Source organism: Mesorhizobium yinganensis, from assembly GCF_040081985.1.
GTDB lineage: Bacteria > Pseudomonadota > Alphaproteobacteria > Rhizobiales > Rhizobiaceae > Kumtagia > Kumtagia yinganensis.
The window spans coordinates 121920-147789 of the sequence record NZ_JBEBMH010000008.1; the positions used below are offsets into that span (position 1 = coordinate 121920).

Below are 25870 nucleotides of genomic sequence, written 5' to 3' on the forward strand. Positions count from 1 at the left end.
CAATGGCCACTCTGTTTGGACCCGCGGATATTGCAATCGGAATGAAGGACAGCGTCAGCCGCGTGCGGCTGTTCGACGGACCGCTGGACTTGAGGTGGCATCACTGCGCGACGACGTCGGATTTCATCGCCGATCTCTTCTCCCTGCCCTTTCATGCGTCGCGCAACGACTACCGGGAGGTTCGTCACAACATCGGCTACCTCGTCAACGAACTCATCGAGAACGCGGTGAAGTTCCGCGAGCCCGGCGAGATCATGGTCGAGGCGTCGATGGATACAGAGAACTTCAAGGTCAAAGTATCGAACGTCGTTGCCGACGCCACCGCCGCGACTTTTCAGGAACTGCTTTCGGAGATAACGATCGGCGATCCCGGCGATATGCTGATCAGCCGCATCGAGGCCAATGCCGCGGACCCGGATGACACCGGATCGGGTCTGGGCCTGCTGACACTGATGAGCGACTACGGCGTACGTCTTGCCTGGATATTCAGCCCCGTGGATGAGGGCGACCGAGTCCATCTCGAGACATTCGCTACCATCTCGATTTCACAGTCTCACTAAGCCTGTGGAGATTCCGGCCGGGGCGAGCCGAATTGGTGGTGTTCGAGAGCCGAAGCGCAGTGTACATCCCCGTACATCAGCGTCGGAAGCGTGGAGAGGCGTCATTGGTGGGCATCCTCGCTTGAGTATCAAAAGCTGAAGGTCGTACGAGCGCATTCAGGAAAGAACGAAGCCGCACATGGAAATCAAAACGGACGACTACCGTGTCTGGACCGAGGGCAACGATGTCCATTTCGACGGATCCATGCGCCTCTCCGGCACGGAGGCCTACGCGCCGATCATGGCGCTGATGACCCGCATCCTGGCGTCCAAGCCGCCCTCCATGACGCTCGACCTGACCGACCTGGAATTCCTGAACTCCTCGGGCATCAATCTGCTGGCAAAATTCACCATCGAGGTCCGCAAACAGTCCGACGTGAGGCTCGTCGTGCGGGGGAGCTCGGAAATTCCGTGGCAGACCAAGTCCCTGCCGAATTTGAAGAAACTCCATCCGGCGGTGTCGCTGGAGATCGACTGACCGCGCGGTCGAACACCTGCCTCCCAGATCGCCAAGGAAAGGGCCGCACCGACGATCGACGTGATGGCGCTTCCCGCTCTGGCGCTACCTGCGGGAGAGGAAGCGGGATGTCCAATCGAGGACGACGCTCCCCAGCCTGGAAATTCGTTGCGTCGCCAGATGTCAAAGCATGTCGCCATGCGTATAATTTGCAAATTTTATTCGTCTTTTACTTGCGAATATTACGGCGGCAAGCATTGAATCGGATCACGGGGACGGATATGGACGGCGCCGGAGGTCGACATGAAACGCGCCACGATGACCGACGTCGCCCGGCTTGCCGGCGTTTCGCAGGGCACCGTCTCGATCGTGCTCAACGATGTGGCGAACGCGCGCATCGCCAAGGCCACCCGCGAGCGGATCGTCGAGGCGGCGCGCAGCCTGGGTTACTCCAAGGGCCTTCGGCACAGCGCCGGCGCCGCTCCGACCCGCATCATCGGACTGCTCATCGACGAGATCGCCTCTACCCCGTTTTTCCCACCCTTCGTTGAAGGAGCTCAGGCCGAAGCGGACGAAGCCGACTGCGTCATCTCGATGTTCCGGACGCGCCGGGATGCCGCCAGCGAAGCGGTCGCGATCGAGGTGCTGAAGACCCCGCGCCTTGCCGGCATCATCTATGCGACGCTGATCCGGCAGGTCGTAGAATTGCCCAAGAGCCTGCAAGGCATTCCGACCGTGCTGCTCAACTGCTCCAATGCCAAGGCGGGAGAGCTCTCGATCGTTCCGGCCGATGTCGCCGGCGCCTACGCGGCGACGGAAGTTCTTCTGAAAGCAGGTCACCGGCGCGTCGCGCATCTGACGGACCACCCGATGGTGGTTGCCGGCCCGGACCGCGAGGCCGGCTATCGGCAGGCATTGACCAACTGGGACATCGTCATCGACAGGAGCCTGATAAAATCCACCCCCTGGTCGCTCCGTCAGGGCCGCGAGCAAACCCACAGCCTGCTGGCGCTCCCCAATCCGCCGACGGGCATTTTCTGCTTCAATGACCGCATAGCCGCCGGCGCTTACGAAGCCATCAAGGAACGCGGTTTGCGTATCCCTGAGGATGTCTCCGTCGTCGGCTATGACAACGAACTCACCCTTGCCGAGCGCCTGGATCCGCCGCTGACGTCCATGCTGCTGCCCCATGAGGAGATGGGGAGGCAGGCGGTTCAGATGTTGCTTGACTATGAGAATGTGATGGCATCGAACCAGTTACCGCGCCTGCGCAAGGTCGAATGTCCCCTGATCATGCGCTTGTCCGTCGCTCCTCCACCCTCATAGTCTAAAGGGTTGCCCACGTTTGAGAATCGTTGGCTTGGCCGGTTTCCCGTTTGGCATTCTACAAGTGGCCGAGGCTGAAGGAGCGGGCAACGATCGGCAGCCCTGCCTGACTCCGCGCAGCCTCTCATCTTCTTGAACCACCCCTGTGATCACGTTGCGCTGTCGCTGGATGCATTCATCGTCACCATCTTCACAATTGGTTCGGGCAACACCCTGTCGACATTTGTCCGGGGCAAGATGCGTACCGCGCTGGCTCGTCGATCAATGCCATCGCCACCGTCATCCTGGTGATCACCATAGGCTGCGCAGCGCTTGCGCTGAGGATCACGCGTTACCGGGGCTGATCCCTTAAGCGGCTTCCGCCGCCTTGCAGCCGATAAGCCGGCGCAGCGCCTCGACCGCCTTTTCCGTCTCCTCCGCCGACAGCACCTCGGCGTCGAAGAGTTTCATGCTGCGCAGGCCTTCCATCGCCAGAAACAGGATCAGCGCCGTCGATTCCTCGCCGGCGTCCGCCTTCAGCCGGTCGAGCATCTGCCGCTTGAAGACCGTAATCGGCACCATCATTTCCGGATGCTGGACGATGGCGGCGAGTACCCCCGAGGCCGGCGGCGTCTTTCGCGCGCAGTCGACCATCGAGATTTCCAGATAGGCGCGCAGGATATCGGCCGGTCCGCCTGTCAGACAGGGATAGCCCGCCAACTCCTCCTCGAAATGTCGCAGATGATCCTCGACGATCGCCTTCAACAACTCGGCCTTCGAAGGAAAGTGGTACAGCAGCCCGCCCTTTGAAACGCCGGCCCGTGCCGCGACCGCGTCGAGCGAGAGGTTCGCCGGACCCACGTCGCGGGCGATATCGGCCGCCGCCGCCAGAATTTTCGCGCGGGCGGTCGGCCGCGCCGGAACGTCCAGCCGCTGTCTGGTGACCAAATCCATTGGCGTTTCCCTTCCCGCTTTTCCAGCGGGATTGTCAGTTGACATTACCGTCCAGACGGTACAGTAATCCTCGCCGAACTTCAAGCGATCGTCTCTGGCGCCATCGTGCTCTTCGCGACCTTGGACCCAGACGGCCTTCCAATACCGGTAATCCTATGATCCTCCGCTTCATCATCGCGTTCGTCCTGCTTGTGTTCGTCTGCGGCGGCATCGTCGGCTTCAACATGATGCGCGACCAGGGCATCAAGGACTATTTCGCCAACATGCCGCGCCCGACGCTCACGGTGTCCGCCGAGGAGGTGAAGCCGATGACCTGGACGCCCGGCATCGAGGCGCTGGGCACCGTGGCCGCAGCGCAAGGCGTCGACCTCAGCGTCGAGACCACCGGCATCGTCAAGACCATCCTGTTCAAGGCGAACCAGCATGTCGACGACAACCAAGTGCTGGTGCAGCTTGACGACGCCGTGGAGCGCGCCGACCTCGAAGCCCAGAAGGCGACGGCTTCGCTCGGCAAGCTGGCGCTCGACCGCGCCACCGCGCTGCAGAAGCGCGGCGTTGGCTCTGACGTGGCGGCCGACGCGGCGGCGGCCGCCGCCGCGACGGCGACCGCCAATGTCGCAAAGCTGCAGGCCGTGCTCGACCAGAAGCAGTTGCGGGCGCCCTTTGCCGGCACAGTCGGCATTCCGAAGATCGACGTCGGCCAATACCTGCAGCCCGGCACCATCGTCGCAACATTGCAGGACCTCGACACGATGCGCGCCGACTTCACCGTGCCGGAACAGCGGCTTGCCGACCTCAAGATCGGCCAGCCCGTGCGGCTCGGTACCGACCAGGACAAATGGGATTTTTCCGGAAAGGTCACCGGCATCGACCCAAAGGTCGACCCGGCGACGCGCCTCGTGACGGTGCGCGCCGAGGTTTCCAACCCGGACGGAAAACTCAGCCCCGGCCAGTTCGTGCAGGTGCAGGTGCAGCTTCCGGAAGAGAAGGACGTGATCGCGGTCGTGCAGACCGCCGTGGTGACCAGCCTCTATGGCGACTACGTCTACGTCGTTCAGTCGCCGGACGCGAAGAAGGAAGAGCCCAAGCCGGCGGCCGGCGACGAGCCGAAGGTCAGCCAGGCCGAGGAAGAGCCGGTTCCCTCCGGCGCCGCCATGGCTGCCGAGCCGAAGCCTGAACCCGCACAAAATCTCGTGGCCCGGCAGGTATTCGTCAAGCTCGGCCGCCGCGCCGAAGGCCTGGTCGAGATCAAATCCGGGCTCTCAGCCGGCGACATCGTGGTCACCGCCGGCCAGAACCGGCTCTACGGCGGTGTCGCGGTCACCGTCGACAAAACCATCACGCCCGATCAGAAGACGGCCGCGCAATGAGTATTTCCGATCTCTTCATCCGCCGGCCGGTCCTTTCGACCGTTCTGGCCTGCATGATCCTGCTGCTCGGATTCCAGGGCATCTTCAGCCTGTCGATCCGCCAGTATCCAAAGGTCGACGAAACCGTGATCACGGTAACGACCGCCTATCCCGGCGCCAGCGCGGACCTGATCCAGGGCTTCATTTCGGCGCCGATCGCGCGCGCCGTCGCGTCCACCGAGAACATCGACTACGTCACGTCCTCCAGCCGCCAGTCGTCGAGCACGGTGACGGTGCAGATGAAGCTCGGTTCCAATCCGGACGTGGCGCTCACCGAGGTCCTGTCCAAGGTGCAGGGCGTGCGCGGCACCTTGCCGGAAGAGGCCAAGGATCCGGTGATCGTCAAGGGCACCGGCCAGCAGTTCGCGATGATGTACATCTCGATGCAGAATCCGAACATGACGCCGGAACAGCTCACCGAATACATCGAGCGCGTCATCCGGCCGCGCATGTCGACGGTGGAAGGTGTCGCCGACGTTCAAATCTTTGGCGCCGCCGACTATTCGATGCGCGTCTGGATCGATCCGATCCGGCTGGCGGCGCGCGGCGTGACGGCGGCCGACGTGCTGACGGCCATCAACAACTCCAACTTCCTGTCGGCGCCGGGCAATGCCGAGAACGAATATGTCGTCTCCTCGATCACCGTGCGCTCGACGCTGCAGACGCCCGAGGCCTTCGGCGCGCTGCCGCTGCGCTCGACCGACGGCAATGTGGTGCGGCTGCGGGACGTGGCGCGCGTCGAATTGGCTGCGGAAAACACCGATGCGCGGGTGACGTTCAACGGCCAGCCCGGCACCTTTCTGGCCATCTTCCCGACGCCCGCCGCCAATCCGCTGACCACGGCGGCGGCGATCCACAAGATCATCCCAACCATCCAGGATACGTTGCCGCTAGGGATGACGATCCAGATCGTCTACGATTCGACCGAACAGATCGGCGCCTCCATCGACGAGGTGTTCAAGACCATCGGCGAAGCGGTGGCAATCGTCGTGGTGGTCATCCTGTTGTTCCTCGGTTCGTTCCGCTCCGTGCTGATGCCGATCGTCACGATCCCGCTGGCGCTGATCGGCGTCTGTTTCCTGCTCTACACGGTCGGCTACTCCATCAACCTGTTGTCGCTCCTAGCCATGGTTCTGGCGATCGGTCTTGTCGTCGACGACGCCATCGTGGTGGTGGAGAACATCCACCGGCACATGGAGGAAGACCACATGTCCGCCATGCAGGCGGCCTTCAACGGCATGCGGGAAATTTCATCGGCCATTGTCGCCATGACGATAACCCTGGCCGCCGTGTTCGCGCCGCTTGCCTTCACCGGCGGCCTGACCGGTTCGCTGTTTCGCGAATTCGCGGTGACGCTGGCTGGCGCGGTGGTGCTTTCCGGCATCGTGGCCATGACCATCACGCCGATGATGTCGGCGCGCCTGCTCAAGGCCGGCGCCCCCGGCCGTTTCCAGCGAATTATCGACGCCGTGTTCAGCCGGGTCGAACGGGTATACGGAAGGCTGGTCGCCGGTTCGCTCAAATACCGGCCGGTGACGCTGATGATCGTGATTGCGCTGGTCGCGGTCACCGGCTTCATGTTCACCAAGACATCCAGCGAACTGGCGCCTGAGGAAGACCAAGGCTTTCTGCTGTCGCTGGTGACGGCACCGCGCTATGCCACGTCGGACTACACTGAGCGCTATGTCCAGCAGATCAACGACCTGGTGAAGGATATTCCGGAAAACCGGGCGTTGTTTTCGGCGGTTGCCTTCGGTGGCGCGACAAACAGCGCCTTCGTCGGCTTCGCCTTCAAGGATTGGGCTGAGCGCACCCGCAGTTCCAAGGAACTGCAGGCGGATATTACGGGTCGCCTTGGCAAGGTTGCCGGCGTGCAGGCATTTGTCTTTGCGCCGCCGACTCTGCCGGGCTCCGGCGGCGGCCTGCCGATCACCATGGTGGTACGCTCGACCGGTGATGCCGGTCAGGTGTTCGAGGCGGCGGAAGAAATCAAGAACAAGGCACAGGCGTCCGGCCGCTTCATCGTCGTCCAGAACTCGATGGCCTTCGACGCGCCGGAGGTGACCGTGACGATCGACCGCGACCGCGCCGCGGCACTCGACTTGCCGATCGCCGACATAGGTCGCACGCTGACGCTGCTGGTCGGCGGCGCCGAAGTGGCGCAGTTCGACCGCGATTCCAACAGCTACGACATCATCCCGCAGGTGCCGCGGGAGTTCCGCGACAATCCGGAAAAGCTCAGCGGCTATTTCGTGCGCAGCGCGACTGGCGTGATGGTGCCGCTGTCGGCGGTGGTGAAGATTTCCACCAATGCTTCGCCGGCGGCGATCGAGCAGTTCAACCAGCTCAACTCCGCGACCATCTCGGCGCTGCCGCTGCCCGGCGTCACCACCGGCGACGGGCTGAAGGTGATCGAGGACATTGCCAAGCAGACCCTGACCGATACCTTCTTCATCGACTATTCCGGCCAGTCGCGGCAGGAGAAGGAGCAGGGCAACACCATCCTGATCGCCTTCGCAGCGGCGGTGCTGGTCATCTATCTGGTACTTGCCGCGCAGTTCGAAAGTTTTCGCGATCCGCTGATCATCATGATGTCAGTGCCGCTGTCGATCTTCGGCGCCATCGTGCCGCTCAATCTCGGCCTCGGCACGCTCAACATCTACACGCAGGTCGGGCTGATCACGCTGATCGGGCTGATCACCAAACACGGCATCCTTCTGGTCGAATTCGCCAACCAGCAGCGCGAGGAACATGGCCTGTCGCGCCGCGACGCCATCATCGCCTCGGCAAAGGTCCGCCTGCGGCCGATCCTGATGACCACGGCGGCAATGGCGCTCGGCGTCGTGCCGCTGATCACTTCCAGCGGCGCGGGTGCTGCGGCGCGCTATTCGATGGGTCTGGTGATCTTTACCGGCATCCTCATCGGCACGCTGTTCACGCTGTTCGTGGTGCCGATGTTCTACACCTACATCGCCCGCAAGGAGCTTGCCCCGAAGGCGGAGATGCCGGTGGCGCCCCCGGCGCATGGTGCTCCGGCGCCGGTGCATTGAGAATAGGGCGGCTCTCGGGCCGCCCTTTTCGTGTAGGCGGGAAGAAATCAGGATAAATTCCCCGCGCGCCATTTCGTTTTCTGCTATGCGCTGCTCGCCGGCCACGCCGGCAAACCAACCGCCAGCAGAGACACCCGCATGACCTTGCGCCCGAAACAGGCACCGATCGTCGCCGCACTGCCCGTCACCGTGCCGTTTGTCGGGCCGGAGGCCCAGCAGCGCGCGAGTGGGCGCGCCTTTCGCGCGCGCATCGGCGCCAATGAGAGCAGTTTCGGCCCGGCGCCGTCTGTCATCCGAAAAATGCAGGAGGTGGCGGCGGATCAGTGGATGTATTGCGACCCCGACAATTTCGATCTGAAGGCAGCGCTTTCAAAGCTTCTCGGCGTCGGCATCGAGAATGTGGTCGTCGGCGAAGGCATAGACGGCCTGCTCAACCTCGCCGTGCGCATCTTCGTGGCGCCAGGCGATACGGTCGTCACATCGCTCGGCGCCTATCCGACCTTCAACTTCCATGTCGACGGATTTGGCGGGCGTCTCGTGAAGGTTCCCTACCGCAACAACAAGGAGAGCCTCGACGACCTGCTCGACACCGTGCGGCGCGAGAACGCAGTCATGGTCTATCTCTCCAACCCCGACAACCCGATGGGCACCTGGTGGGAGGCTGAAGAGATCACCCGCTTCGCCGAGGCGCTGCCGCAGACCACCGTCTTCATCCTTGACGAAGCCTATGGCGAGGTCGGCCCGACCTCGGCGCAGCCGCCGATCCGCATCGACCGCCCGAACTACATCTGCTTCCGGACCTTCTCGAAAGCCTATGGCCTTGCCGGCATACGCTGCGGCTACGCCATCGGCGAGAGCGGAGTGATCGCCGACTTCGAGAAGGTGCGCAACCACTATGGCACGAGCCGCATGGCGCAGATCGCCGGTGAGGCCGCGTTGGCGGATCAGGCCTATCTCGCCGAGGTAAAGCGCAAGGTGGCAGCCGGCCGCGACCGCATCTCAGACATCGCGCGCGAAAACGGCCTGTCGCCGATCCCGTCGGCGACCAATTTCGTGACCATCGACTGCGGCGCGGACGGCGCCTTCGCGCTGAAAGTCATGCAGAACCTGCTTGCCCGCGACGTCTTCATCCGCAAGCCGATGGTGCCGGTACTAGACCGCTGCATCCGCGTCAGCGTCGGCCTCGACCACGAACTCGACATCTTCGCCGAGGAATTGCCCGGCGCGCTGGCCAAGGCGCGGGGTTAAGGCGGAGCAAGCCCCACACGACCTGGCCGGGTAGCCCCTCCGCCTTTAAGACGGTTGCGGGTCGCGCCTGCCTGCAGCACCATCCAAGAAATCTCACTTGACCGCGCGCGGCGCACTAACGAGCGCGGCATCCCCCATCAGGCGGTCCAGATGCATACGGATGTGGGCCGCCTCCGCCGCGGTGTTGGCCAGCGCAATGGCACGGTCGAAGGCGATGCGGGCTTCTTCCGTCCGGCCAAGCTGCATCAGGAGGTTGCCCTTGACGCCGAAGAAATAGAAATAACCGGAGAGTTTGCCCGCCAGCGGCTCGATCAGGTCCAGCGCCGCGGCCGGACCAGCCGTCTTCGACACCGCAACTGCCCGGTTGAGCGTGATGACTGGCGACGGCTGGAGAGCTTCAAGCGAACGATAGAGCAACTCGATCTGCGGCCAGTCCGTATCCTCGGGCCGCGCGGCACGTGCATGCAGCGCGGCAATCGCCGCCTGTACCTGATAGGCGCCGGGACGGCGATGGCGCATCGCCTTGTCAATCAACGCCAGGCCCTCCGAGATGAGCGGCCGTTTCCACTGCGTGCGGTCCTGGTCGTCGAGCAGGATGGCGTTGCCCTCCCCGTCGAAGCGTGCGTCGGCGCGGGCATGCTGCAGCAGCATCAGCGCCACCAGCCCCATGATCTCGGGTTCGGTCGGGAAAAGCCTGAGCAGCAGCCGGCCGAGCCGGATGGCCTCCTCACAGAGCGGCGCCCGTGCCTGGCGCTCGTTGACGCCGGCCGAATAACCCTCGTTGAAGATGAGGTAGACCATGGCCGCCACGGCCGCGAGCCGCTGCGACCGCTCGACCGCGCCTGGTGTTTCGAACGGCACGCCGGCAGCCCCGACCTTGCCCTTGGCGCGGGTGATGCGCTGCTCCATCGCCGCTTCCGAAACGAGGAAAGCGCGCGCAATTTGCTTGACCGTCAGGCCGGAGACGATGCGCAGCGCCAGCGCGATCTGCTGGGTGGACGGCAGATCGGGATGGCAGCAAATAAACAGCAGCCGCAAAATGTCGTCGCGGTAGTCGGCCCCATCCAGCCGCTCGACCGCCACCGCCTCGGCGTCGCCGAGATCCGACAATTTGTCCTCGTCGGGCAGTTCGGTCTGCTTCTTGGCGCGCCGCACCGCATCGACCGCGGCATTGCGGCCGACGAAGATCAGCCAGGCGGTGGGATCGCGCGGCGGGCCGTTCTTCGGCCAGGTGCGCAGTGCCCGCAGGCACGCCTCCTGATACGCCTCCTCGGCGGTGTCCAGATCGCGGAAATAGCGCAGCAGCGCGCTCACCGCCTGAGGCCGTGCGGACGATAATGCGGCCTCGATCCAGACCTGTTCCGTCATTTCTTGACCCCGTTCTCGGCAAAATAGCCGACCGGCCGCACTTCATAGGAGCCGACGCCCGGGTTAGCCGCCGCGAGATCACGAGCAACATCCAGGACCTCATCGAGGGAATCGGCGTCGATCAGGTAGAAGCCGAGAAGCTGCTCTTTGGTCTCCGCGAAAGGACCGTCGATGACGATCGGTTCATCCCTCGTCTTGCGCAGCGTCGTCGCGGCGGTTGTCGGCAGGAGCCGTGCCACCGGTCCCAGCCGGCCTTCCCCGAGAAGCTTGTCCTGGACCTTCAGGAGACGGCCCATGACGGCGGCGTCCTCCTCCTTCGACCAGGCTGAGGTGATCGATTCATCGTTGTAGCAAAGCACGGCGTAGAGCATTTTTCTTCCTTCGCTTCGAGGACGCACGGGTGACCGCACCTCCGACAGATGGCCGTGAAAATAATGCAGCAGCCCTGACAAACCAACCGGCACACCAGATGCTCCCGGCACACCGGACGAAAAGGCGCCGAACCGTTTGTTAATGACGCGCCGTTTAAGTTAACGCCGATCCTTCCAATCGGTCCGCCTGGCCCGTCTGGACATCGCGCGAGCCGGTTGCCGGAGCTGTCCATATGAAGCCAGAGCCACGACCCGGGCAGACGCCGCAAGGCAGTGTCACGGGCGTTGTGATCCTGGGCGGCGCGCATGGAACGCTGGCGCTCGCCCGCAGCCTCGGCGCGAAGGATGTCCCGGTCTGGCTGGTCAGCCAAGACACTCCCCTGCCCGGCTGGTCGCGGCGCGTCCGGCGGAAATTCGACTGGCCCGGCCCCGGCGACCCGAACGCCATCGGTTTCCTGCTCGACCTCGCGGCGAAGCACGGCCTGACGGGCGCGCTGCTGATCCCCGGCGGCGACGGCGAGGTGCGGCTCGTCTCGCAGTCGATCGAAGCGTTATCACTCGCCTATAAGATCATGTTGCCGGCCTGGGACCGGCTGAAATGGGTCTGCGAGAAGCCGCTGCTCTACCGGCGCGCCGCGGAATTGTCGCTCGATTTTCCGCCGACCTACAGGTTCGGTTCGATCGATGAGGCGGAGCGCGCGGCGATCCGCTTTCCGGTGGTTCTGAAACCCAATATGGGCGGCGGCGACAGCGAACTGGCGCGTGCCAAGGTGATCCGGGCGGACGACCGCGCCTCTTTCGACCCGGTCTTGCAGCGCGCCGCCAGCGAAATAGGCGTTGATAATGTTGTGGTCCAGGAACTCATACCGGGCGGCGGCGAAGGCCAGTTCTCCTATTCCGCGCTGTGGCACGACGGCAAACCGGTAGCAGAATTCACGGCACGGCGCGGCCGGCAGTATCCTGTCGATTTCGGCTATACCAGCACCTTCGTGGAGGTCGTGAACCGGCCGGATGCGGTTGACGCGGCGCGCCGGCTGCTCGTCTCGATCCGGTATGAAGGCCTGGTCGAGATCGAGTTCAAACGCGACCAGCGCGACGGCGTCCTGCGGCTGCTCGACGTCAACCCTCGGCCATGGTCGTGGTTCGGGCTCGCTTCAGCGGCCGGAATCGACCTTGGAGCAATGGTCTGGGAGATTGCCAACGGCCGCGATGCTGGCCGGCAGACGATGCCCCGATCCGGAACGTCCTGGATGTACCTTGTCCGCGACATGGTATCGGCAGCCATCCTCATCTCGCGCGGCAGACTCGGTGTCGGCGAATATCTGCGATCCTTCATCACCGTGCGGGCCTGGGCCACCTTCGCGCTCAGCGACCCGCTTCCGGGTCTGCTCGACATTCCGGTGACCGCCTGGCGGGTGCTGACGCGGCGCGTCCTTCGGCTTTCCGCTCACGAACAAAGCGGACAGGCCGGCAGCAACCTGCGCAACCAATGAGTTTCCGGTTGCCATGAAAGCCGCCCTCAAGCACGCCATCATCCGCACCGGCCTCGAAGCCATCGCTGCCTCGCGTGCCGGGTCGCTCTGGCCGCAGGCGGGCGGGCGCGGCGTGATCTTCACGCTGCATCACGTCCGGCCCGAAAGCGCCGAGAGCTTCGTGCCGAACGCGCTGCTGTCGGTCACCCCGGAATTCCTCGACCAGGCCATAGCCGCGTCCAAGGAAAGCGGCCTGGTGCCTGTCGCGCTGGAGGATCTGCCGCACCTGCTCGCTGATCCGGACGACAAGCGCCGTTTCGTCGCCTTCACGCTGGACGACGGCTATCGGAACAACGCCGAATTCGCCGCGCCGGTGTTCCGCAAGCACAAGGTGCCTTACACGATCTTCATCACCGAAGGTTTCGTCGAACGTACACGGTCGCTGTGGTGGGAGGTCGCGGAGGCGCTGCTGCGAAGAGCATCTTCCATTCGCCTGGATACCGGCACGGGCTCGGAAGAACTGCCGCTTGCGACGCCGGGGCAGAAAAACGCTGCCTTCGAACGCCTATCCCGCCTCATCCAGTCCATCGAGGAAGACACCGCGGTCGCGCAGATCGAACGGCTTGCCTCAGCGCATGGCATCGATCCGCTCGGCGTCACGGACCGATTGATCATGAGCAACGACGAGTTGCGGCGGTTGGCCGCCGATCCGCTGGCGCGCTTCGGCGCCCATACGCTCACCCACGTCAACCTGCGGCGCGTGGACGATGCGCGGCTGCGTTCGGAGCTTACGGGTTCGATCGATGCCGTTGAAAATAATGTGGGTTACCGGCCGAACGCCTTCGCCTATCCCTACGGCTATCCGAGCGCGGTCGGCGACCGCGAGATCAAGGCAGCGGCTGAAGCCGGTTTATCGATTGCGGTCACCACGCAGCCCGGGGTCCTCGCCCCATCCAACCTGGACCGACCGACCGCATTCCACCGCGTTTCGCTGAACGGGCTCTTTCAGAAGAAGCGCTACGTCAAGGCGTTGATCTCGGGCATCCCTTTCAGGCTGATGTAGCCGCTTCGCTCCATCGGCAGCCTCCGGCTCGTACCACCCATCACGCAGCAGGCCTGTCCTCGCCGCCGTCAGGCCGATAGCGGAAAACCGCGTAGTCGATCCTGCGCACTGCATCCAGAAAGCCCGGCATGGGCGGAGTCGGCAATTGTTCGAAGGCGTTGCTGGCGAGGATCGCAGGCTTTGCCCAGTCGATCGCCGCATGGCTCGAACTGCCGTAGACGACGTGACAGGCTCGGCCATTCTCCCGCAACGACGCCACCAGATTGCTGATTACGATGTCGAAGACCCGCTTCGAGAACGGATTGTAGAAGTAGACGACCAGCGGCGTCGGCGGAAATTTGTAAGCCGCCGCGTCCGCCTCGACAACTTCAATGTCGCGGCATTTCTGCCCGGGGTCATGGAACGCCGTGATATTCCGCTTGGCGATCTCGACCAGTTCATGCGCGAACTCGACGCCAACGATCTTGGCGAAAGGATAACGCGAGGCAAGCAGCAGGGTGCGCGACTTACCGGCGCCGATGTCGATGAAGGTCCGGTCCCCGAGGTCCGCCGCCAGGCTGCGCATGATGAAATCGAACGTCCTCGGCGACGTGCAGAGGCATTCGTTGCCCTGATCGCGGTTCGTACCGACAACATTCAAACCGGCAAGCTGGATCGAACCCGCCGTGTCGACGCCGTGATCGCGGTCCCAATTGCGGGCAAGACGATCGGCCACCAGATGCCTTACATTGCGCGTGACGAAGCCGGCGCTGGCGGCCAGCCCGTGGCGGCGCACCAGCCGGAACGGCTCCAGCGGTCCACGCTCGCGCAGGATGCCGATCGCGCGGGCCAGCCGGCCGGCTGAACGATCCTGAACGCCGTCGCGGTCGAGGCGTCCGGTGTCGAGTTCTGGCATAATCCGCTCCGCGTGTTGCTCGACGCAAGGGGAAAGAACGCCCACTTCGCCATGACACTTGTCGTGAGTTTCATGGCAGACTGCAATTGTGAAGCTGCACAATTCGTAAACGAGCGAGGACGAATGCAAGGCAAGGTCCGATCTCACAAAATGTTGTAGCCAAGCCGGAAAAGAGCAGTCGCGTGTTCACTTGAATAAATTGAACGTTCGTTTTATTATTTCCACTAGGAGGCTCCCTTGGCGCGAACCATCGGATCAGACGGGGAAAAGACAGAAGCGGCGATCCGCGAGGCGGCCGTCAGCCTGATCGCGCGCTACGGCTATGAGGCCGTCTCCATGCGCCAGCTCGCCGCCGAGGTGGGCGTACAGGCCGCGGCGCTCTATCGCTATTTTCCGACGAAGGAAGACCTGCTGTTCACGCTGATGCGCGAGCATATGGAAGGGCTGATCGCTAGTTGGGAGAACGCCCGCCCCGACGACGGTGGTGCGGCAGACGAACTTTCGGCCTTCGTTGCCAACCATATCGGTTTCCACGTCACGCGCCGGCATTCAACCCATGTCTCCAACATGGAGCTTCGCAGCCTTTCGCACGAAAACCTAACATACATCCTCAAGCTGCGTGCAGGGTATGAAAAGGACCTGCGCCGCATCCTGCGCGACGGGGCGGAAGACGGCTCCTTCCGCATCGGCGACGCTGCGCTGACGGCGATGGCGATCATCCAGATGATCACCGGCGTCATCGTCTGGTTCCGGCCGGACGAGCGACTTTCGGTCGAAGAAGTGACCAGAAACTATCTTACCATGACCATGCGCCTGGTCGGCGCCAGCGAGACCGTCGAGGGAGGCAGGAGGAAAGAATATGTACACGCAAACGCTGAATTTCGCGCTGGGTGAGGATGTCGACGCGTTGCGCGACCTCGTGCGCCGCTTCGCGCAGGACAAGATTGCGCCGCTGGCCGGCGAGATCGACCGGACCAACGATTTCCCGATGGACCTCTGGCCCACGTTCGGCGAGCTCGGCCTGCTCGGCGTCACCGCCGACCCGGATTTCGGCGGCTCCGGCATGACCTATCTCGCCCATGTCGTCGCCATGGAGGAGATTTCGCGCGCCTCCGCCTCGGTCGGCCTCTCCTACGGCGCGCATTCCAACCTCTGCATCAACCAGCTCAACCGCTGGGGCACGCCCGAGCAGAAGGCAAAATACCTGCCAGGCCTATGCGCCGGGACGACGGTCGGTGCCCTCGCGATGTCGGAGACGGGCGCCGGCTCGGACGTTGTGTCGATGAAGCTGCGCGCCGACAAGCACAACGACCGCTACGTGCTCAACGGCAACAAGATGTGGATCACCAACGGGCCAGATGCCGGAACGCTGCTGGTCTACGCCAAGACTGAGCCAACCATGGGCTCGCGCGGCATAACCGCCTTCATCATTGAGCGCGGCATGAGGGGCTTTTCGGTCGCCCAGAAGCTGGACAAGCTCGGCATGCGCGGCTCTAATACCGGCGAACTGGTGTTCCAGGACGTCGACGTGCCGTTCGAGAATGTCGTTCACCAGCATGGCCGCGGCGTCGAGGTTCTAATGTCCGGCCTGGACTACGAGCGCGTTGTGCTGGCCGGCGGGCCGCTCGGCATCATGGCCGCCTGCCTCGACGTGGTCATGCCCTATGTGCGCGACCGCCGCCAGTTCGGCCAGGCGATCGGCGATTTCCAGTTGGTGCAGGGCAAGCTCGCCGATATGTATGCGACGCTGAATGCCTGCCGCGCCTATGTCTATGCGGTCGCCGCCGCCTGCGACCGCAAAGAGACAACGCGCAAAGACGCCGCCGGCTGCATTTTGTACGCCTCCGAACACGCCACGCGCATGGCGCTCGACGCCATCCAGTTGCTCGGCGGCAACGGCTACATGAACGAATTCCCCGCCGGCCGCCTCCTGCGCGACGCAAAGCTGTATGAGATCGGGGCCGGTACCAGCGAGATCCGGCGCTGGCTGATCGGGCGGGAGATGATGGCGGAGGAAGGCTGATCATGGCTCTCCCGCGCGCCAAAAATCTTCGGCGCGCGGGATCATTCACGGTAGCAACACCCCGCGCGACTTGGCCCATCGCGTGAGGATTTTCAGCTCGTCCGGGCGGGCGAGCCGGTTCCGGAAGCCGCGCACCTGAACAGCCCGATTTCGCGGGTCGAGTTCGATGGTGAGCAGACGTTCGACCTTACCGAGGGCGCACCGCCGCAGCACCCAGATCGAGGCGTTGCCGGCGATGCACTTGGACGCATAGGACGACACGCAGTGATGCATCGCCCGGCTTTCCGCCACGAGATCCTCGGCGTGCTTCAACTGCCGCACGACGAACCGTTCGTTTCGGCACGCCGCCTCCTTCTCGGAGGGCTGCCACTCCCAGTCGGCGAGCTGCGACCCCGGCCAGACCTCGCCCTGAGAGGCCGGCCCGCCAGCCCGCGCGATCCGTCCAGCGGCGCGGCGGCGCGTCGCCTCGATCCGCTCGATGGCGGCGATGTCGCGATGCCACTGCTCCATCAGCCGCCGCATCGACACCAGCGTGCGGCCCTTCAGGCTGTAGGCGCGGTTCCGCCGATAGGCGTCGGCGAGGTAGTCGCTGAGATCGTCGATCTCCTCGATGCTTACCGGGTTCGCGCAGAAAAACCGCGCCACTTCCCGCCAGAAGCCAAATTCCGAACGTGGCCTACGCCCCACCTTCGACCTGGCGACGCGCAGCGCGATGCCGGGATCGTCGGTGTAGGTGCGGGCGATCGCCTGCCACAACGCCTCGTCGAAGCTGAGGTCACCGGGCGAATTGAGGAACCAGTGGACTTCCCTACGCGAAAGCCACTCGCCCGCCCCCGCCTTGTAGAGCGAGCCACCGCCGGCGACCGCGACGTACCAGCGCTTGCGCAGCCGGATCTCGTCATCACGAAGCCCATCGCAATCAAGCCAGACTGCTTCGAGATGTGCCGGAACCACGTATCGCGCAAACAGATGCCGCGCCGCCGCCAACCGCAGTCGCGCCGGATCGCGCGTCTTCAGTTGCGGGCGCCAGACCCACGTATCGCGGATGATTTCGCTTTCGAAACCGCGCTTGGCTTCGCGCAACGCCGTCTCGAAATTCGGAGCCGGCCGCGCGACAGCGCTGACGCGCCGCAGCGTCGCCTCATAGGCTTCAATACGCTGGCGCTCGGCCTCCTGCCGGCGCCGTATCGTGGAACGGGCCATTGTCGTTCAACCCCGGAAGAATGCAGCCAGCCGAACGCAATTCGAGCGTCGGCACGGAACGTGTCGATCTCGGATGGCGAGGCATGACGGTCTCCTTTCCGTTTGAACGGGCGGGCTCTCTAGGCCCGAGTGATTGCCGTTGCAAGCGATTTCTGCCGCTGGGGAGGACAATGGCCAAACCGTGGCGTCGATGTACCACATGATGGCGCTAGCCGTTTCCTGCTTAGGGCTGCTAAACAGCAAGGAATGCGCAAGGGAGGAAGCCACCGGATGCCAGCGATAAAATCCCAAATCTCCCCCTCCTCCGACGCCTTTCGCAACAATGCCGAGCGCATGAAAGCGCTGGTCGCCGACATCGCCGCCAAGGCCGAGACCGTGCAGCGCGGCGGCTCGGAGGAAGCGCGCAAGCGTCACACGTCGCGCGGAAAGCTGTTGCCGCGCGAGCGGCTGGCGCAGTTGCTCGATGCCGGCTCGCCCTTTCTGGAGATTGGCCAGTTCGCCGCCTGGGACATGTATGACGACGCCATTTCGGCCGCCGGCATGATCGCTGGCATCGGCCGGGTCGAGGGCCGCGAGGTCATGGTCGTTGTCAACGACGCCACGGTGAAGGGCGGCACCTATTATCCGCTTACCGTGAAAAAGCACCTGCGCGCCCAGGAGATCGCACGGGAAAACAATCTGCCCTGCATCTACCTGGTCGATTCGGGCGGCGCCAATTTGCCCAACCAGGACGAGGTGTTTCCCGACCGGGAGCATTTCGGCCGCATTTTTTTCAACCAGGCGACCATGTCGGCGGCGGGAATCCCGCAGATCGCCTGCGTCATGGGCTCCTGCACGGCGGGCGGCGCCTATGTGCCGGCCATGTCGGACGAATCCATCATCGTCCGGAACCAGGGCACCATCTTCCTCGGCGGCCCGCCGCTGGTGAAGGCCGCCACCGGCGAGGATGTCTCGGCCGAAGATCTCGGCGGCGCCGAGGTGCATGCAAGGCTGTCGGGCGTCGCCGACCATCTGGCTCAGGACGACGAACACGCGCTGGCGATCGCTCGCCGCATCGTGAAAAACCTCAACCGCACCAAGAGCGTAAGCCTCGCCTTACGCGATCCATCCCCACCGCTTCACGATCCGCACGAACTTTACGGCATTATCCCGGAAGACACGCGAAAACCCTATGACGTGCGCGAGGTGATCGCCCGCATCGTCGACGGCTCGGAACTTGACGAGTTCAAGCAGAACTACGGCACGACACTGGTCACCGGCTTCGCCCACATTTTCGGCATGCCGGTCGGCATCCTGGCAAACAATGGCGTACTGTTTTCGGAAAGCGCTGTTAAGGGCGCGCATTTCATCGAACTGTGCTGCCAGCGAAAGATCCCGCTGGTGTTTTTGCAGAACATCACCGGTTTCATGGTTGGCCGCAAATACGAGGGCGGCGGCATCGCCAAGGACGGCGCGAAACTGGTGACGGCTGTCGCCACGGCGCAGGTGCCGAAGGTGACGATGATCATCGGCGGCTCGTTCGGCGCCGGCAATTACGGCATGTGCGGCCGCGCCTATTCGCCCCGCTTCCTGTGGATGTGGCCCAACGCCCGCATCTCGGTCATGGGCGGCGAACAGGCGGCGACCGTGCTGTCACTGGTCAAGCGCGAGGGGTTTGAGCGCAAGGGCCAAAACTGGAGCGCCGCCGAAGAAGAAAAATTCCGCGCGCCGATCCTCGAAAAATATGAGCGCGAGGGCCACCCGCTCTATTCATCTGCCCGCCTGTGGGACGACGGGATCATCGACCCGGCAAGGTCGCGCGAGGTGCTGGCGCTGAGCCTCTCCGCCGCGCTCAACGCGCCGATGGAGGATACGAAGTTCGGCGTGTTCAGGATGTGATGGGGGCACCGCGCGCAACGACCGTCTCGGCACAATTGCATAAAATCCAACGCCCCATCTCCACGATTTGTTAAACATCGCGCCACTTCGGTGGGGACGGACGCGCAAAGCCATTCGTTGGTAGTCGGGAGACGGTTCAGGCTCAATGGGTACAACCCACGGGAGAACCGACATGCCGTTCCAGATCCGCTCGCTTCGCTTCGTTCACGGCGGCATCCAATTTATCGAGTTCGACGAAGACATAGTGTGCTCGCTCGTCGGGCTGTCGGCGTTCTCCCTGAGTTACGGTCCTGGCGTCGACCACCACGTCGAGACGATGAGCGTCTCGATCAAAGTGACGCCCGTGGGGACCAGGCAGTTGTTTGTCGAGGCGATACCGGTCCTTTCCGACGACAGCGGCAACCGCCAGGGCGATGGCAGCTATGTCTGCGTTTCCGTCCTAGCCTGGGTCGGCGAGGCGCCGTCGGTCGGCTCGGTTTCGATGCCTCCGCCAATCACGCTCAACAACAGCGAAAGCGTCGATCTGGACGAATATCCGCGGATCGCGGCGCTCTCTGGCTTCGACCTGAGCTACGGCGACAGCGATCATCATCTGTTGGGGGCAGACGCCACCGTTTTCCCCTCCGGGTCCGCCATTTTAGCCATGGCGCAAATGGCGGACGGGGACGGCAACTTCGCGTCGACCGCCGAGATTTCCGCCGTGGTCATGGAGTATATCGGCTCCTCCGACCTCATCGTCATCAAATCGGTCAGCCTCGACGATGAAGGTCCCCAGACCATTGACATGGGCGTGCCGCTGGCCCAGGTGGGCGTCTTCATGTCCGGCTTCAAGGCGACCTACAGCGGTACGAATCATGCCGTACAGACGTTCGGAGCCGGGCCGAACATCTTCGCGATCGACCATAAGAACAGGACCAGGGTGAACACGTCCGGCATATGGTCCTTTGTCTGGGACGATTCGGGAAATCAAGGCCACGGCCCCTGCGATCTCCTTATCGTCGGCATTCCGGCCTCGGATTGACGCCACGACGGAACACTCGCAACGCATGTCCATCAGCCTTTGCGCCACCCGCGGGCGCCGGAAACAAGTTCTGCCCCCAACGTTTGCGCGGCGACACAATCCGGATACAGAATATCGATAGTTCCACATCAAGAATTGCATGCTTACACTTTTCCTTGCAACTTCGCATGTCTCAGGTGAGGACGGCTGCTTAACCCCGCGCGGCAGCCGTCCCACACGCTGACGGACATCGCCGGTTGTCTTAGGGCCGCCGGCGGGCAGGACATTGGAGCGGTCCATGGAATTCGTCACGCTGATCCACACACGCTGGCCGAAGGACGAGTTCATCTACGAACACAGCGGCAATGGCGAAATCCTCGACGAGGTGGACAATCTCAGCGACGACGAGCGCAAGGTGCTTTATCGCACGCCCGGCCGCGCCATCACCCTGCCGGCAAACCGGAAACGCTACAGCGGCATGTGGGGCACGATGATGATGGTCATCGGCGGCCCGATCCATTGCGCCCAGTTCGACCAGCCGGTGCCGGCGGACATGCTGTGCGGCGGCAGGCAGGTCGAGTTCAACATCAACAGCCGAAGGGTCTATGTCGCGACATTCGGCGATGTCGCGTCGACAAAGCTGTTCACCACGGTCGAGCGCTACCGCACCGATGACGGGCGAGTGGACGAGTGGGACATCGGTTTCGTGCGGCTGATGCGCCGCGGCAAACCTTACGGCCTGCGCGTCGAGCGCAACAACAAGGCGGTCAAGGAACTGCGAACCGGCCATGACGGAATCTGCCTGCGAGTGCTCGGCGGCTCGAGCCTGCAGCAGCAGGCGATCCTCATCCACGAGGCACCGAATGTCGGGTGGGTGACCGGATGCATCGGGCCGAGGCCGCATGGCAATCGCGAGGTCTTCAGGAACGAGGCGGGTAACCCGTCCGATCAGGCGGTGCGCGAGATCATCCGCGAGGTCGACCGCCGGGGCGGCAAGGGGCAGCTTTATGTCCTGCGAGGCTGAGAGCAACTCGTCGGAAGTCACTTGGCCGGTTAGAGCCACGGCTTTTGCGGCTTCGTCACTATCGCCACTGCACAATGTCAAAGATGCCGTCTGTGCCCCGGACCGGAATTAGGTGATCCTGACTCCGTCAAAACCCCGAAACACGGAGTACAATCATGAAACGCTATGTGATCGAACGCGATATCCCAGGTGTGGGCAGCCTCAGCGGCGAACAGCTCAAGGGTGCCGCCGCCACATCCAACGAGGCCCTGGCAAAGCTTGCCGGCAAGGCGCAGTGGGAAAAGTCGTTCGTCGTCGATGACAAGACCTTCTGCATCTACATCGCCGAGAACGAGGATGCGGTGCGCGAGCACGCCGCGCTAAGCGGCTTTCCGGCCAACAAGATCACCGAGGTGCGGACCATCATCGATCCGATGACCGCCAGTTGATCAAGACGCGCCGCCGGCCTCATGGGCGGGCGGCGCAATTCGTCGCCGCAGCCGCAGGAGAAGCCTGACCATGAACGTTTTTGACAAGGCAGCCGCGGGCCAGTTCTGCTGGATCGATCTGGCGGCGAGAGATGCCGAGGCAGCGGAGACCTTTTACGGCCAGTTGTTTGGCTGGACGGCCCGTCCGCAGCCGGCGAATGGCGGCAGTTTTACCCGCCTCCAGCTTGGCGGGACCGACGTCGGCTCGATGTACCAGCTTGGCCGAAAGCACCTCGAACACGGAGTGCCGTCGCATTGGACGCCTTACGTCCAGATCCACAGCGTGGAGGCGGCAATGGCCCGGGCGGTGGGCCTCGGCGCCGAACCGATCGTCCGCCCCTTCGAGGTCTCGCGCATGGCACGGATCGCGGTGGTCCTCGATCCGGCTGGGGCGCCGGTTGGACTGTGGGAGCCGCTGGCGACGGCCAAGGGAGGCGAAAGTGCTAGAAACTGAAAGCGTCTTGGCCGACCGGCCGCGGAGCGAAGGCGCCCTTATCGACGTCACCGTCGTCCTTCTCGACGAAGGGCACGCCTCGACGGCTATCGCGCCGATCGAGGTTTTTCACGCAGCCGGCAGGCTTTGGGAATGGCTTCACGGCGAGAGCGAGGGGCCGCGATTCAGGGTGCGGAGCGCTTCGATCGACGGCGGCAGCGTGAGCGTCTTTGGCTCCCTGCGGATGACTCCGGAACTCGCCATCGAAGACGTCGAGCATACCGACATCATCCTCGTCTCCACCTCTGGCTGGGACCTCCAGGAGCGTATCTCCAAGAATACCCCGCTACTTCCTTGGCTGCGCAAATGGCATGAGCGCGGCGCCTATATCTGCGCCACCTGTACGGCTGTCGCCTTCCTCGCCGAATCCGGACTTCTCGACGGCCGGCAGGCGACCACCCACTGGGGCGTCGCCGAACAATTGCGCGAGCGCTATCCCAATGTCGACTGGCGACCCGAACAGTTCGTGACCGAGGACAGCCGCGTGTTTTGCAGCGGCGGCGTCTATGCCTCGATCGATCTTAGCCTCTATCTGGTCGAAAAATTCTGCGGCCACGAGATCGCGCTGCAATGCGCGAAGTCGCTTCTGATCAGCATGCCGCGCGCCCGGCAGTCCGGATATTCTTCACTGCTGTTTTCGCGCCCGCATGCCGACGAGAAGATCAGGCAGGTCCAGGATTTCCTGCACCAGAACTTCGAGCGCGACGCCCCGATCGATGCACTTGCCGGGCGTATCGGCATGGGGCCACGGAACTTCATCCGCCGGTTCAAGGCCGCGACCGGTTATCTGCCCGGCGCCTACCATCAGATGCTCAGGATAGAAGCCGCCAAGCAGATGCTGGAATATGGCGCGCTGTCGATCCAGGAGGTCTGCACCAAGACCGGCTATGACGACCTGGCCTTCTTCCGCGGCCTGTTCAAGCGCTACACGGGCATGACGCCTGTCGAGTACCGGACTCGCTTTGCCGAGATGAACTTTGCGCGCGGCGAACTGGTCTCCGGACGGCCCGCGGCATGAAGTATGGGCGGCAGGGCCTGCCACGCCTGTGAAATCGCCGGCGGGCGGCTGCCCGTTCGCTGGCCGCCCTTGGTCACAGGCCGCGGCGGCCCGTGACCAATCGCCATGGCTGGCTGTAAGCCAGCCGACCAACAATCAAACGATGAAATCGCTCGCGTCCAGCACGTGGCGGCCGATCAACACGATCTGGAATTCGGCGGCGGCATCGTTGTCGACGTTGCCGGCGATGACCGTATCGCCGGCCGAGTTATACGCATAGCGCAGTTCACCGGGGCTGTTCGAGATGAATCCGTCCCTGCCGATGAAGACGAAGGCCTGATTGCCGGTCCAGGTCAGGTCGGCGTCGATCTTCGACAAATCGATCAGATCGTCATAGCCAAAACCGTCATTGACCTGAAAATCGGTGATCACGTCGCGGCCGGAGGCGCTGGTCATCTCCGAGACGCTGACGAAACGGAAGATGTCGTCACCCGAGCCGCCCGACATCAGGTCGCTGCCGAGCCCGCCCCAGATCTGGTCGTTGCCGCTTTCACCGAAGATATCGTCGTCGCCGAGCCCGCCCAAAAGCTTGTCGCTGCCGCCATTGCCGTCGATCGTGTCATGACCGCGACCGCCGAACAGCACGTCGGCGGAACTCGAACCGCTGAGGTTGCGTGCGGCCGTGGCGGTGTCGAGCACGAAGTCGGCGGTTATGAATTCACCGCGGGTGACGTCCGCGATCTCGATCACATGGTTCACACCACCGGCATAGGCATTGAGGATCGAGCCGCCGTCGGCGGTGTTGCCCAAAAGCGCCTGGACCTGGGTGAAATCGGATACACCCCAGGCGCGCAAGTCGATCCGGTCGTTGCCCAGTTCGAAGTCGGCGATGTAGTCGTCGCTCAATCCGGTCGAGCGCGCGCTGGTGCGGAACCAGTCGTCGCCGGAGCCGCCATAAAGCGTGTTGATGCCGCTGTCGCCGAAAATGTCGTCGTCGCCCGAGCCACCGTAGAGCGTATCGTTGCCGGCTCGGCCTGAGATCAGGTCGTGGCCTTCATAACCGTAGATCTTGTCGTTGCCGCCGTAGCCGTAGATTTCATCGCCCGCGGACGTGCCGGGGATGGTCTCGCTGCTGTTGGTGCCTTTGATCAGTGCCATAAACGAATCTCCTTATCCCCGCGGGGAGGGTCGTACAGGCAACTTAGTGAACCTAAAATGAACGCGCCGGCGATCGGTTGTCGACTGCGAAGAGGGCGACAAGGCCGAGGCGCGGCGAACTCGGAACAGATGTTGGGGAGGTCGCGCTGGCTATTCGTAGGCCGCCGGCCGGCGCTACGTCTGCAACTCAGCCGCGAGGCGCTCGATATAAAAAGAAACAATCTCGCCGGTCCGCTCCAGCGGATTGAGCCCATCCGAGCCCTTCACCAGCATTGCCGAGAGCGTACTTTCGGAAGGCGTGTCGGGACCGAGCGCGATCACATCCGAAATCACACCGCACTGGATCGACCGCATCGCCCTGCCCTCGCTGTTCACTCGAGCAGCCGCATAGAGATGCGCCGAATCGAGATTGACGATGTCGCAGCCCTCGCGGATGACGCCTTCCAGCATCGCGTCGTCCTCGCGGTAGATGGCGTCCCCGGTTGCCGCCCGCACAGGCGTCATCGCCGCCTTGGCCGGCCACAGCGACAGCACAGCCTCCCGCAGCGAGCGGTCGGCTACAATCACTTTTTCGCGGCTGTAGTGCGGCGTTGTGCCGTCGGCGGCGAAGGCGTCCTCGACGAGATAGAAATCGCCCATCGCCAAGCCCTTGGTGCCGAGCCCGCCCGCCAGTCCGTAGGCTAGAATCGTGTCGATGCCGTAAAAGGCCAATTCCTCCACGGTCGCTGACGAGACCGGACCGCCATAGACATGGGCCAGAGACAGGAAGCGCTGTCCCTCATGGGTGAGGATGCGCACGCTGTCCGGCGAGACATGGATGAAATGCTGGTCATCCACCCGTTGCGGACTGTAGCGGTCGAGCGCTGCCGGAGGCGGGCAATAGCCGACCAGCGCCACCCGGATATCGCCGAACACGTCGGCGGGAAAACGCTTCCCGACGAGGCTGCGCGGCGTCAGATGCGGCTGCTTGACCATCACAATCCTCGGTTGATATCTAGCCACGGGGCACGATTCGCCGCTACGGATTTCCTATAGTGTCGAACGGGGTTTGGGCAAAAATGAAAATACGCAATGTCCTGAAATTACAGATGTCGCTAGTCGCCGTCCTGCTTATCGCCGCCGGTCCGGCGCTCACGGCGGAATCGCTGGCGGGAAAAGTCGGCACGAAACGCTCCAGCGTCTATTTTCCACAAGGCATGGAAGGCGGCTGCCAGAAAGCCTACAAAGACTATATCGCTGCGGCCGGGCATTCAGCCTATGCTTCTACGATGAACGGTCCAGGCATCTACAATTTCGTGTGCGGTGCCCGCACAAATGTCGGCTCGCAGGCAGCAGCCGAAAAGGCCGCAGTTGCAGACTGCGAGGCCGGACGCAAAAAATACAAAATCAAATTCCTCGGCGGATGTAAGGTCGTCGTATCCAAATAGCGGACCGGA

The 25870-nt window shown here is 63.3% G+C and carries 24 protein-coding genes; 17 read left to right on the plus strand and 7 right to left on the minus strand.

What is annotated here, in order from left to right:
- The first annotated feature begins 2 nt into the window (after positions 1–2).
- The 3 genes from ABMA59_RS16780 (at position 3) to ABMA59_RS16790 (ending at position 2382) form a co-directional block, all read left to right on the plus strand.
- Complete coding sequence (locus tag ABMA59_RS16780; protein ID WP_349006525.1) at positions 3–560, plus strand: slr1658 superfamily regulator; 558 nt, start codon at positions 3–5, stop codon at positions 558–560.
- 178 nt (positions 561–738) lie between these two features.
- Positions 739–1077 carry a slr1659 superfamily regulator gene (locus tag ABMA59_RS16785; protein ID WP_349006526.1) on the plus strand — a complete coding sequence of 113 codons (339 nt, stop codon included), beginning with the start codon at positions 739–741 and terminating at the stop codon, positions 1075–1077.
- 282 nt (positions 1078–1359) lie between these two features.
- Positions 1360–2382, plus strand: a complete 1023-nt coding sequence (locus ABMA59_RS16790; protein WP_349006527.1) for a LacI family DNA-binding transcriptional regulator — start codon at positions 1360–1362, stop codon at positions 2380–2382.
- 348 nt (positions 2383–2730) lie between these two features.
- On the opposite strand, the gene ABMA59_RS16795 is transcribed toward ABMA59_RS16790, so the two are convergent.
- Complete coding sequence (locus tag ABMA59_RS16795) at positions 2731–3315, minus strand: TetR/AcrR family transcriptional regulator (protein ID WP_349006528.1); 585 nt, start codon at positions 3313–3315, stop codon at positions 2731–2733.
- A 155-nt stretch (positions 3316–3470) separates the two neighbouring features.
- Between ABMA59_RS16795 and ABMA59_RS16800 the strand changes: the two genes are divergently transcribed.
- The 3 genes from ABMA59_RS16800 to ABMA59_RS16810 all read left to right on the plus strand — a co-directional run bounded on the left by ABMA59_RS16800 (position 3471) and on the right by ABMA59_RS16810 (position 9022).
- Positions 3471–4685, plus strand: a complete 1215-nt coding sequence (locus tag ABMA59_RS16800) for an efflux RND transporter periplasmic adaptor subunit (RefSeq protein ID WP_349006529.1) — start codon at positions 3471–3473, stop codon at positions 4683–4685.
- The gene (locus ABMA59_RS16805) at positions 4682–7774 is read left to right on the plus strand and encodes an efflux RND transporter permease subunit (RefSeq protein WP_349006530.1); all 3093 of its coding nucleotides are present in this window, start codon (positions 4682–4684) and stop codon (positions 7772–7774) included. The genes ABMA59_RS16800 and ABMA59_RS16805 overlap by 4 nt, the downstream gene beginning before the upstream one ends.
- Positions 7775–7912: 138 nt before the next feature.
- The gene (locus ABMA59_RS16810) at positions 7913–9022 is read left to right on the plus strand and encodes a pyridoxal phosphate-dependent aminotransferase (RefSeq protein WP_349006531.1); all 1110 of its coding nucleotides are present in this window, start codon (positions 7913–7915) and stop codon (positions 9020–9022) included.
- Positions 9023–9115: 93 nt separating this feature from the next.
- On the opposite strand, the gene ABMA59_RS16815 is transcribed toward ABMA59_RS16810, so the two are convergent.
- Together ABMA59_RS16815 and ABMA59_RS16820 are read right to left on the minus strand one after the other, a co-directional pair.
- Entirely contained in the window at positions 9116–10390 is a 1275-nt protein-coding gene (locus ABMA59_RS16815) for an RNA polymerase sigma factor (protein ID WP_349006532.1), read from the minus strand.
- Entirely contained in the window at positions 10387–10761 is a 375-nt protein-coding gene (locus tag ABMA59_RS16820) for a YciI family protein (protein WP_349006533.1), read from the minus strand. The genes ABMA59_RS16815 and ABMA59_RS16820 overlap by 4 nt, the downstream gene beginning before the upstream one ends.
- Before the next feature lie 233 nt (positions 10762–10994).
- Here ABMA59_RS16820 and ABMA59_RS16825 point away from each other — a divergent pair, with 233 nt between their 5' ends.
- Positions 10995–12254, plus strand: coding sequence for a carboxylate--amine ligase (locus ABMA59_RS16825; protein ID WP_349006534.1), 1260 nt, complete (start codon positions 10995–10997; stop codon positions 12252–12254).
- Positions 12255–12267: 13 nt separating this feature from the next.
- A complete protein-coding gene (locus ABMA59_RS16830) occupies positions 12268–13296 on the plus strand; it encodes a polysaccharide deacetylase family protein (protein ID WP_349006535.1) in 1029 nt (342 codons plus the stop codon).
- A gap of 40 nt (positions 13297–13336) precedes the next feature.
- On the opposite strand, the gene ABMA59_RS16835 is transcribed toward ABMA59_RS16830, so the two are convergent.
- Positions 13337–14191, minus strand: a complete 855-nt coding sequence (locus ABMA59_RS16835) for a class I SAM-dependent methyltransferase (RefSeq protein ID WP_349006536.1) — start codon at positions 14189–14191, stop codon at positions 13337–13339.
- 237 nt (positions 14192–14428) lie between these two features.
- On the opposite strand from ABMA59_RS16835, the gene ABMA59_RS16840 reads away from it, so the two are divergent.
- Together ABMA59_RS16840 and ABMA59_RS16845 are read left to right on the plus strand one after the other, a co-directional pair.
- Positions 14429–15085, plus strand: coding sequence for a TetR/AcrR family transcriptional regulator (locus ABMA59_RS16840; protein WP_349006537.1), 657 nt, complete (start codon positions 14429–14431; stop codon positions 15083–15085).
- Entirely contained in the window at positions 15051–16214 is a 1164-nt protein-coding gene (locus tag ABMA59_RS16845) for an isovaleryl-CoA dehydrogenase (protein ID WP_349006538.1), read from the plus strand. Before ABMA59_RS16840 ends, ABMA59_RS16845 begins: the two co-directional genes overlap by 35 nt.
- A gap of 45 nt (positions 16215–16259) precedes the next feature.
- Here ABMA59_RS16845 and ABMA59_RS16850 read toward each other — a convergent pair whose 3' ends face one another.
- Entirely contained in the window at positions 16260–17417 is a 1158-nt protein-coding gene (locus tag ABMA59_RS16850) for a PcfJ domain-containing protein (RefSeq protein WP_349006539.1), read from the minus strand.
- A 270-nt stretch (positions 17418–17687) separates the two neighbouring features.
- On the opposite strand from ABMA59_RS16850, the gene ABMA59_RS16855 reads away from it, so the two are divergent.
- The 6 genes from ABMA59_RS16855 to ABMA59_RS16880 all read left to right on the plus strand — a co-directional run bounded on the left by ABMA59_RS16855 (position 17688) and on the right by ABMA59_RS16880 (position 23297).
- Positions 17688–19295, plus strand: coding sequence for a carboxyl transferase domain-containing protein (locus ABMA59_RS16855; protein ID WP_349006540.1), 1608 nt, complete (start codon positions 17688–17690; stop codon positions 19293–19295).
- 172 nt (positions 19296–19467) lie between these two features.
- A complete protein-coding gene (locus ABMA59_RS16860) occupies positions 19468–20316 on the plus strand; it encodes a hypothetical protein (RefSeq protein WP_349006541.1) in 849 nt (282 codons plus the stop codon).
- Between the two features lie 277 nt (positions 20317–20593).
- Complete coding sequence (locus ABMA59_RS16865) at positions 20594–21319, plus strand: hypothetical protein (protein WP_349006542.1); 726 nt, start codon at positions 20594–20596, stop codon at positions 21317–21319.
- A gap of 155 nt (positions 21320–21474) precedes the next feature.
- Positions 21475–21747, plus strand: coding sequence for a DUF4242 domain-containing protein (locus ABMA59_RS16870; protein ID WP_349006543.1), 273 nt, complete (start codon positions 21475–21477; stop codon positions 21745–21747).
- 70 nt (positions 21748–21817) lie between these two features.
- Positions 21818–22240 (plus strand): VOC family protein, encoded by a 423-nt coding sequence (locus ABMA59_RS16875; RefSeq protein ID WP_349006544.1) that lies wholly within the window; start codon positions 21818–21820, stop codon positions 22238–22240.
- A complete protein-coding gene (locus ABMA59_RS16880; RefSeq protein WP_349006545.1) occupies positions 22227–23297 on the plus strand; it encodes a GlxA family transcriptional regulator in 1071 nt (356 codons plus the stop codon). The genes ABMA59_RS16875 and ABMA59_RS16880 overlap by 14 nt, the downstream gene beginning before the upstream one ends.
- Positions 23298–23432: 135 nt before the next feature.
- Here ABMA59_RS16880 and ABMA59_RS16885 read toward each other — a convergent pair whose 3' ends face one another.
- Positions 23433–24434: a calcium-binding protein gene (locus ABMA59_RS16885; protein ID WP_349006546.1), complete on the minus strand. Its 1002-nt coding sequence runs from the start codon at positions 24432–24434 to the stop codon at positions 23433–23435.
- Positions 24435–24608: 174 nt separating this feature from the next.
- Complete coding sequence (locus ABMA59_RS16890) at positions 24609–25409, minus strand: phosphorylase family protein (RefSeq protein ID WP_349006547.1); 801 nt, start codon at positions 25407–25409, stop codon at positions 24609–24611.
- Positions 25410–25468: 59 nt separating this feature from the next.
- Here ABMA59_RS16890 and ABMA59_RS16895 point away from each other — a divergent pair, with 59 nt between their 5' ends.
- Positions 25469–25861 (plus strand): hypothetical protein, encoded by a 393-nt coding sequence (locus ABMA59_RS16895; RefSeq protein WP_349006548.1) that lies wholly within the window; start codon positions 25469–25471, stop codon positions 25859–25861.
- The last annotated feature ends 9 nt before the right edge of the window (positions 25862–25870 follow it).

What these genes read in the sequence shown, in the direction of transcription:
- ABMA59_RS16780 (WP_349006525.1), top strand. Translation starts at nt 3, where the DNA reads ATGGCCACTCTGTTTGGACCCGCGGATATTGCAATCGGAATGAAGGAC.
- ABMA59_RS16785 (WP_349006526.1), top strand. Translation starts at nt 739, where the DNA reads ATGGAAATCAAAACGGACGACTACCGTGTCTGGACCGAGGGCAACGAT.
- ABMA59_RS16790 (WP_349006527.1), top strand. Translation starts at nt 1,360, where the DNA reads ATGAAACGCGCCACGATGACCGACGTCGCCCGGCTTGCCGGCGTTTCG.
- ABMA59_RS16795 (WP_349006528.1), bottom strand. Translation starts at nt 3,315, where the DNA reads ATGGATTTGGTCACCAGACAGCGGCTGGACGTTCCGGCGCGGCCGACC.
- ABMA59_RS16800 (WP_349006529.1), top strand. Translation starts at nt 3,471, where the DNA reads ATGATCCTCCGCTTCATCATCGCGTTCGTCCTGCTTGTGTTCGTCTGC.
- ABMA59_RS16805 (WP_349006530.1), top strand. Translation starts at nt 4,682, where the DNA reads ATGAGTATTTCCGATCTCTTCATCCGCCGGCCGGTCCTTTCGACCGTT.
- ABMA59_RS16810 (WP_349006531.1), top strand. Translation starts at nt 7,913, where the DNA reads ATGACCTTGCGCCCGAAACAGGCACCGATCGTCGCCGCACTGCCCGTC.
- ABMA59_RS16815 (WP_349006532.1), bottom strand. Translation starts at nt 10,390, where the DNA reads ATGACGGAACAGGTCTGGATCGAGGCCGCATTATCGTCCGCACGGCCT.
- ABMA59_RS16820 (WP_349006533.1), bottom strand. Translation starts at nt 10,761, where the DNA reads ATGCTCTACGCCGTGCTTTGCTACAACGATGAATCGATCACCTCAGCC.
- ABMA59_RS16825 (WP_349006534.1), top strand. Translation starts at nt 10,995, where the DNA reads ATGAAGCCAGAGCCACGACCCGGGCAGACGCCGCAAGGCAGTGTCACG.
- ABMA59_RS16830 (WP_349006535.1), top strand. Translation starts at nt 12,268, where the DNA reads ATGAAAGCCGCCCTCAAGCACGCCATCATCCGCACCGGCCTCGAAGCC.
- ABMA59_RS16835 (WP_349006536.1), bottom strand. Translation starts at nt 14,191, where the DNA reads ATGCCAGAACTCGACACCGGACGCCTCGACCGCGACGGCGTTCAGGAT.
- ABMA59_RS16845 (WP_349006538.1), top strand. Translation starts at nt 15,051, where the DNA reads ATGTACACGCAAACGCTGAATTTCGCGCTGGGTGAGGATGTCGACGCG.
- ABMA59_RS16850 (WP_349006539.1), bottom strand. Translation starts at nt 17,417, where the DNA reads ATGGCCCGTTCCACGATACGGCGCCGGCAGGAGGCCGAGCGCCAGCGT.
- ABMA59_RS16855 (WP_349006540.1), top strand. Translation starts at nt 17,688, where the DNA reads ATGCCAGCGATAAAATCCCAAATCTCCCCCTCCTCCGACGCCTTTCGC.
- ABMA59_RS16860 (WP_349006541.1), top strand. Translation starts at nt 19,468, where the DNA reads ATGCCGTTCCAGATCCGCTCGCTTCGCTTCGTTCACGGCGGCATCCAA.
- ABMA59_RS16865 (WP_349006542.1), top strand. Translation starts at nt 20,594, where the DNA reads ATGGAATTCGTCACGCTGATCCACACACGCTGGCCGAAGGACGAGTTC.
- ABMA59_RS16870 (WP_349006543.1), top strand. Translation starts at nt 21,475, where the DNA reads ATGAAACGCTATGTGATCGAACGCGATATCCCAGGTGTGGGCAGCCTC.
- ABMA59_RS16875 (WP_349006544.1), top strand. Translation starts at nt 21,818, where the DNA reads ATGAACGTTTTTGACAAGGCAGCCGCGGGCCAGTTCTGCTGGATCGAT.
- ABMA59_RS16885 (WP_349006546.1), bottom strand. Translation starts at nt 24,434, where the DNA reads ATGGCACTGATCAAAGGCACCAACAGCAGCGAGACCATCCCCGGCACG.
- ABMA59_RS16890 (WP_349006547.1), bottom strand. Translation starts at nt 25,409, where the DNA reads ATGGTCAAGCAGCCGCATCTGACGCCGCGCAGCCTCGTCGGGAAGCGT.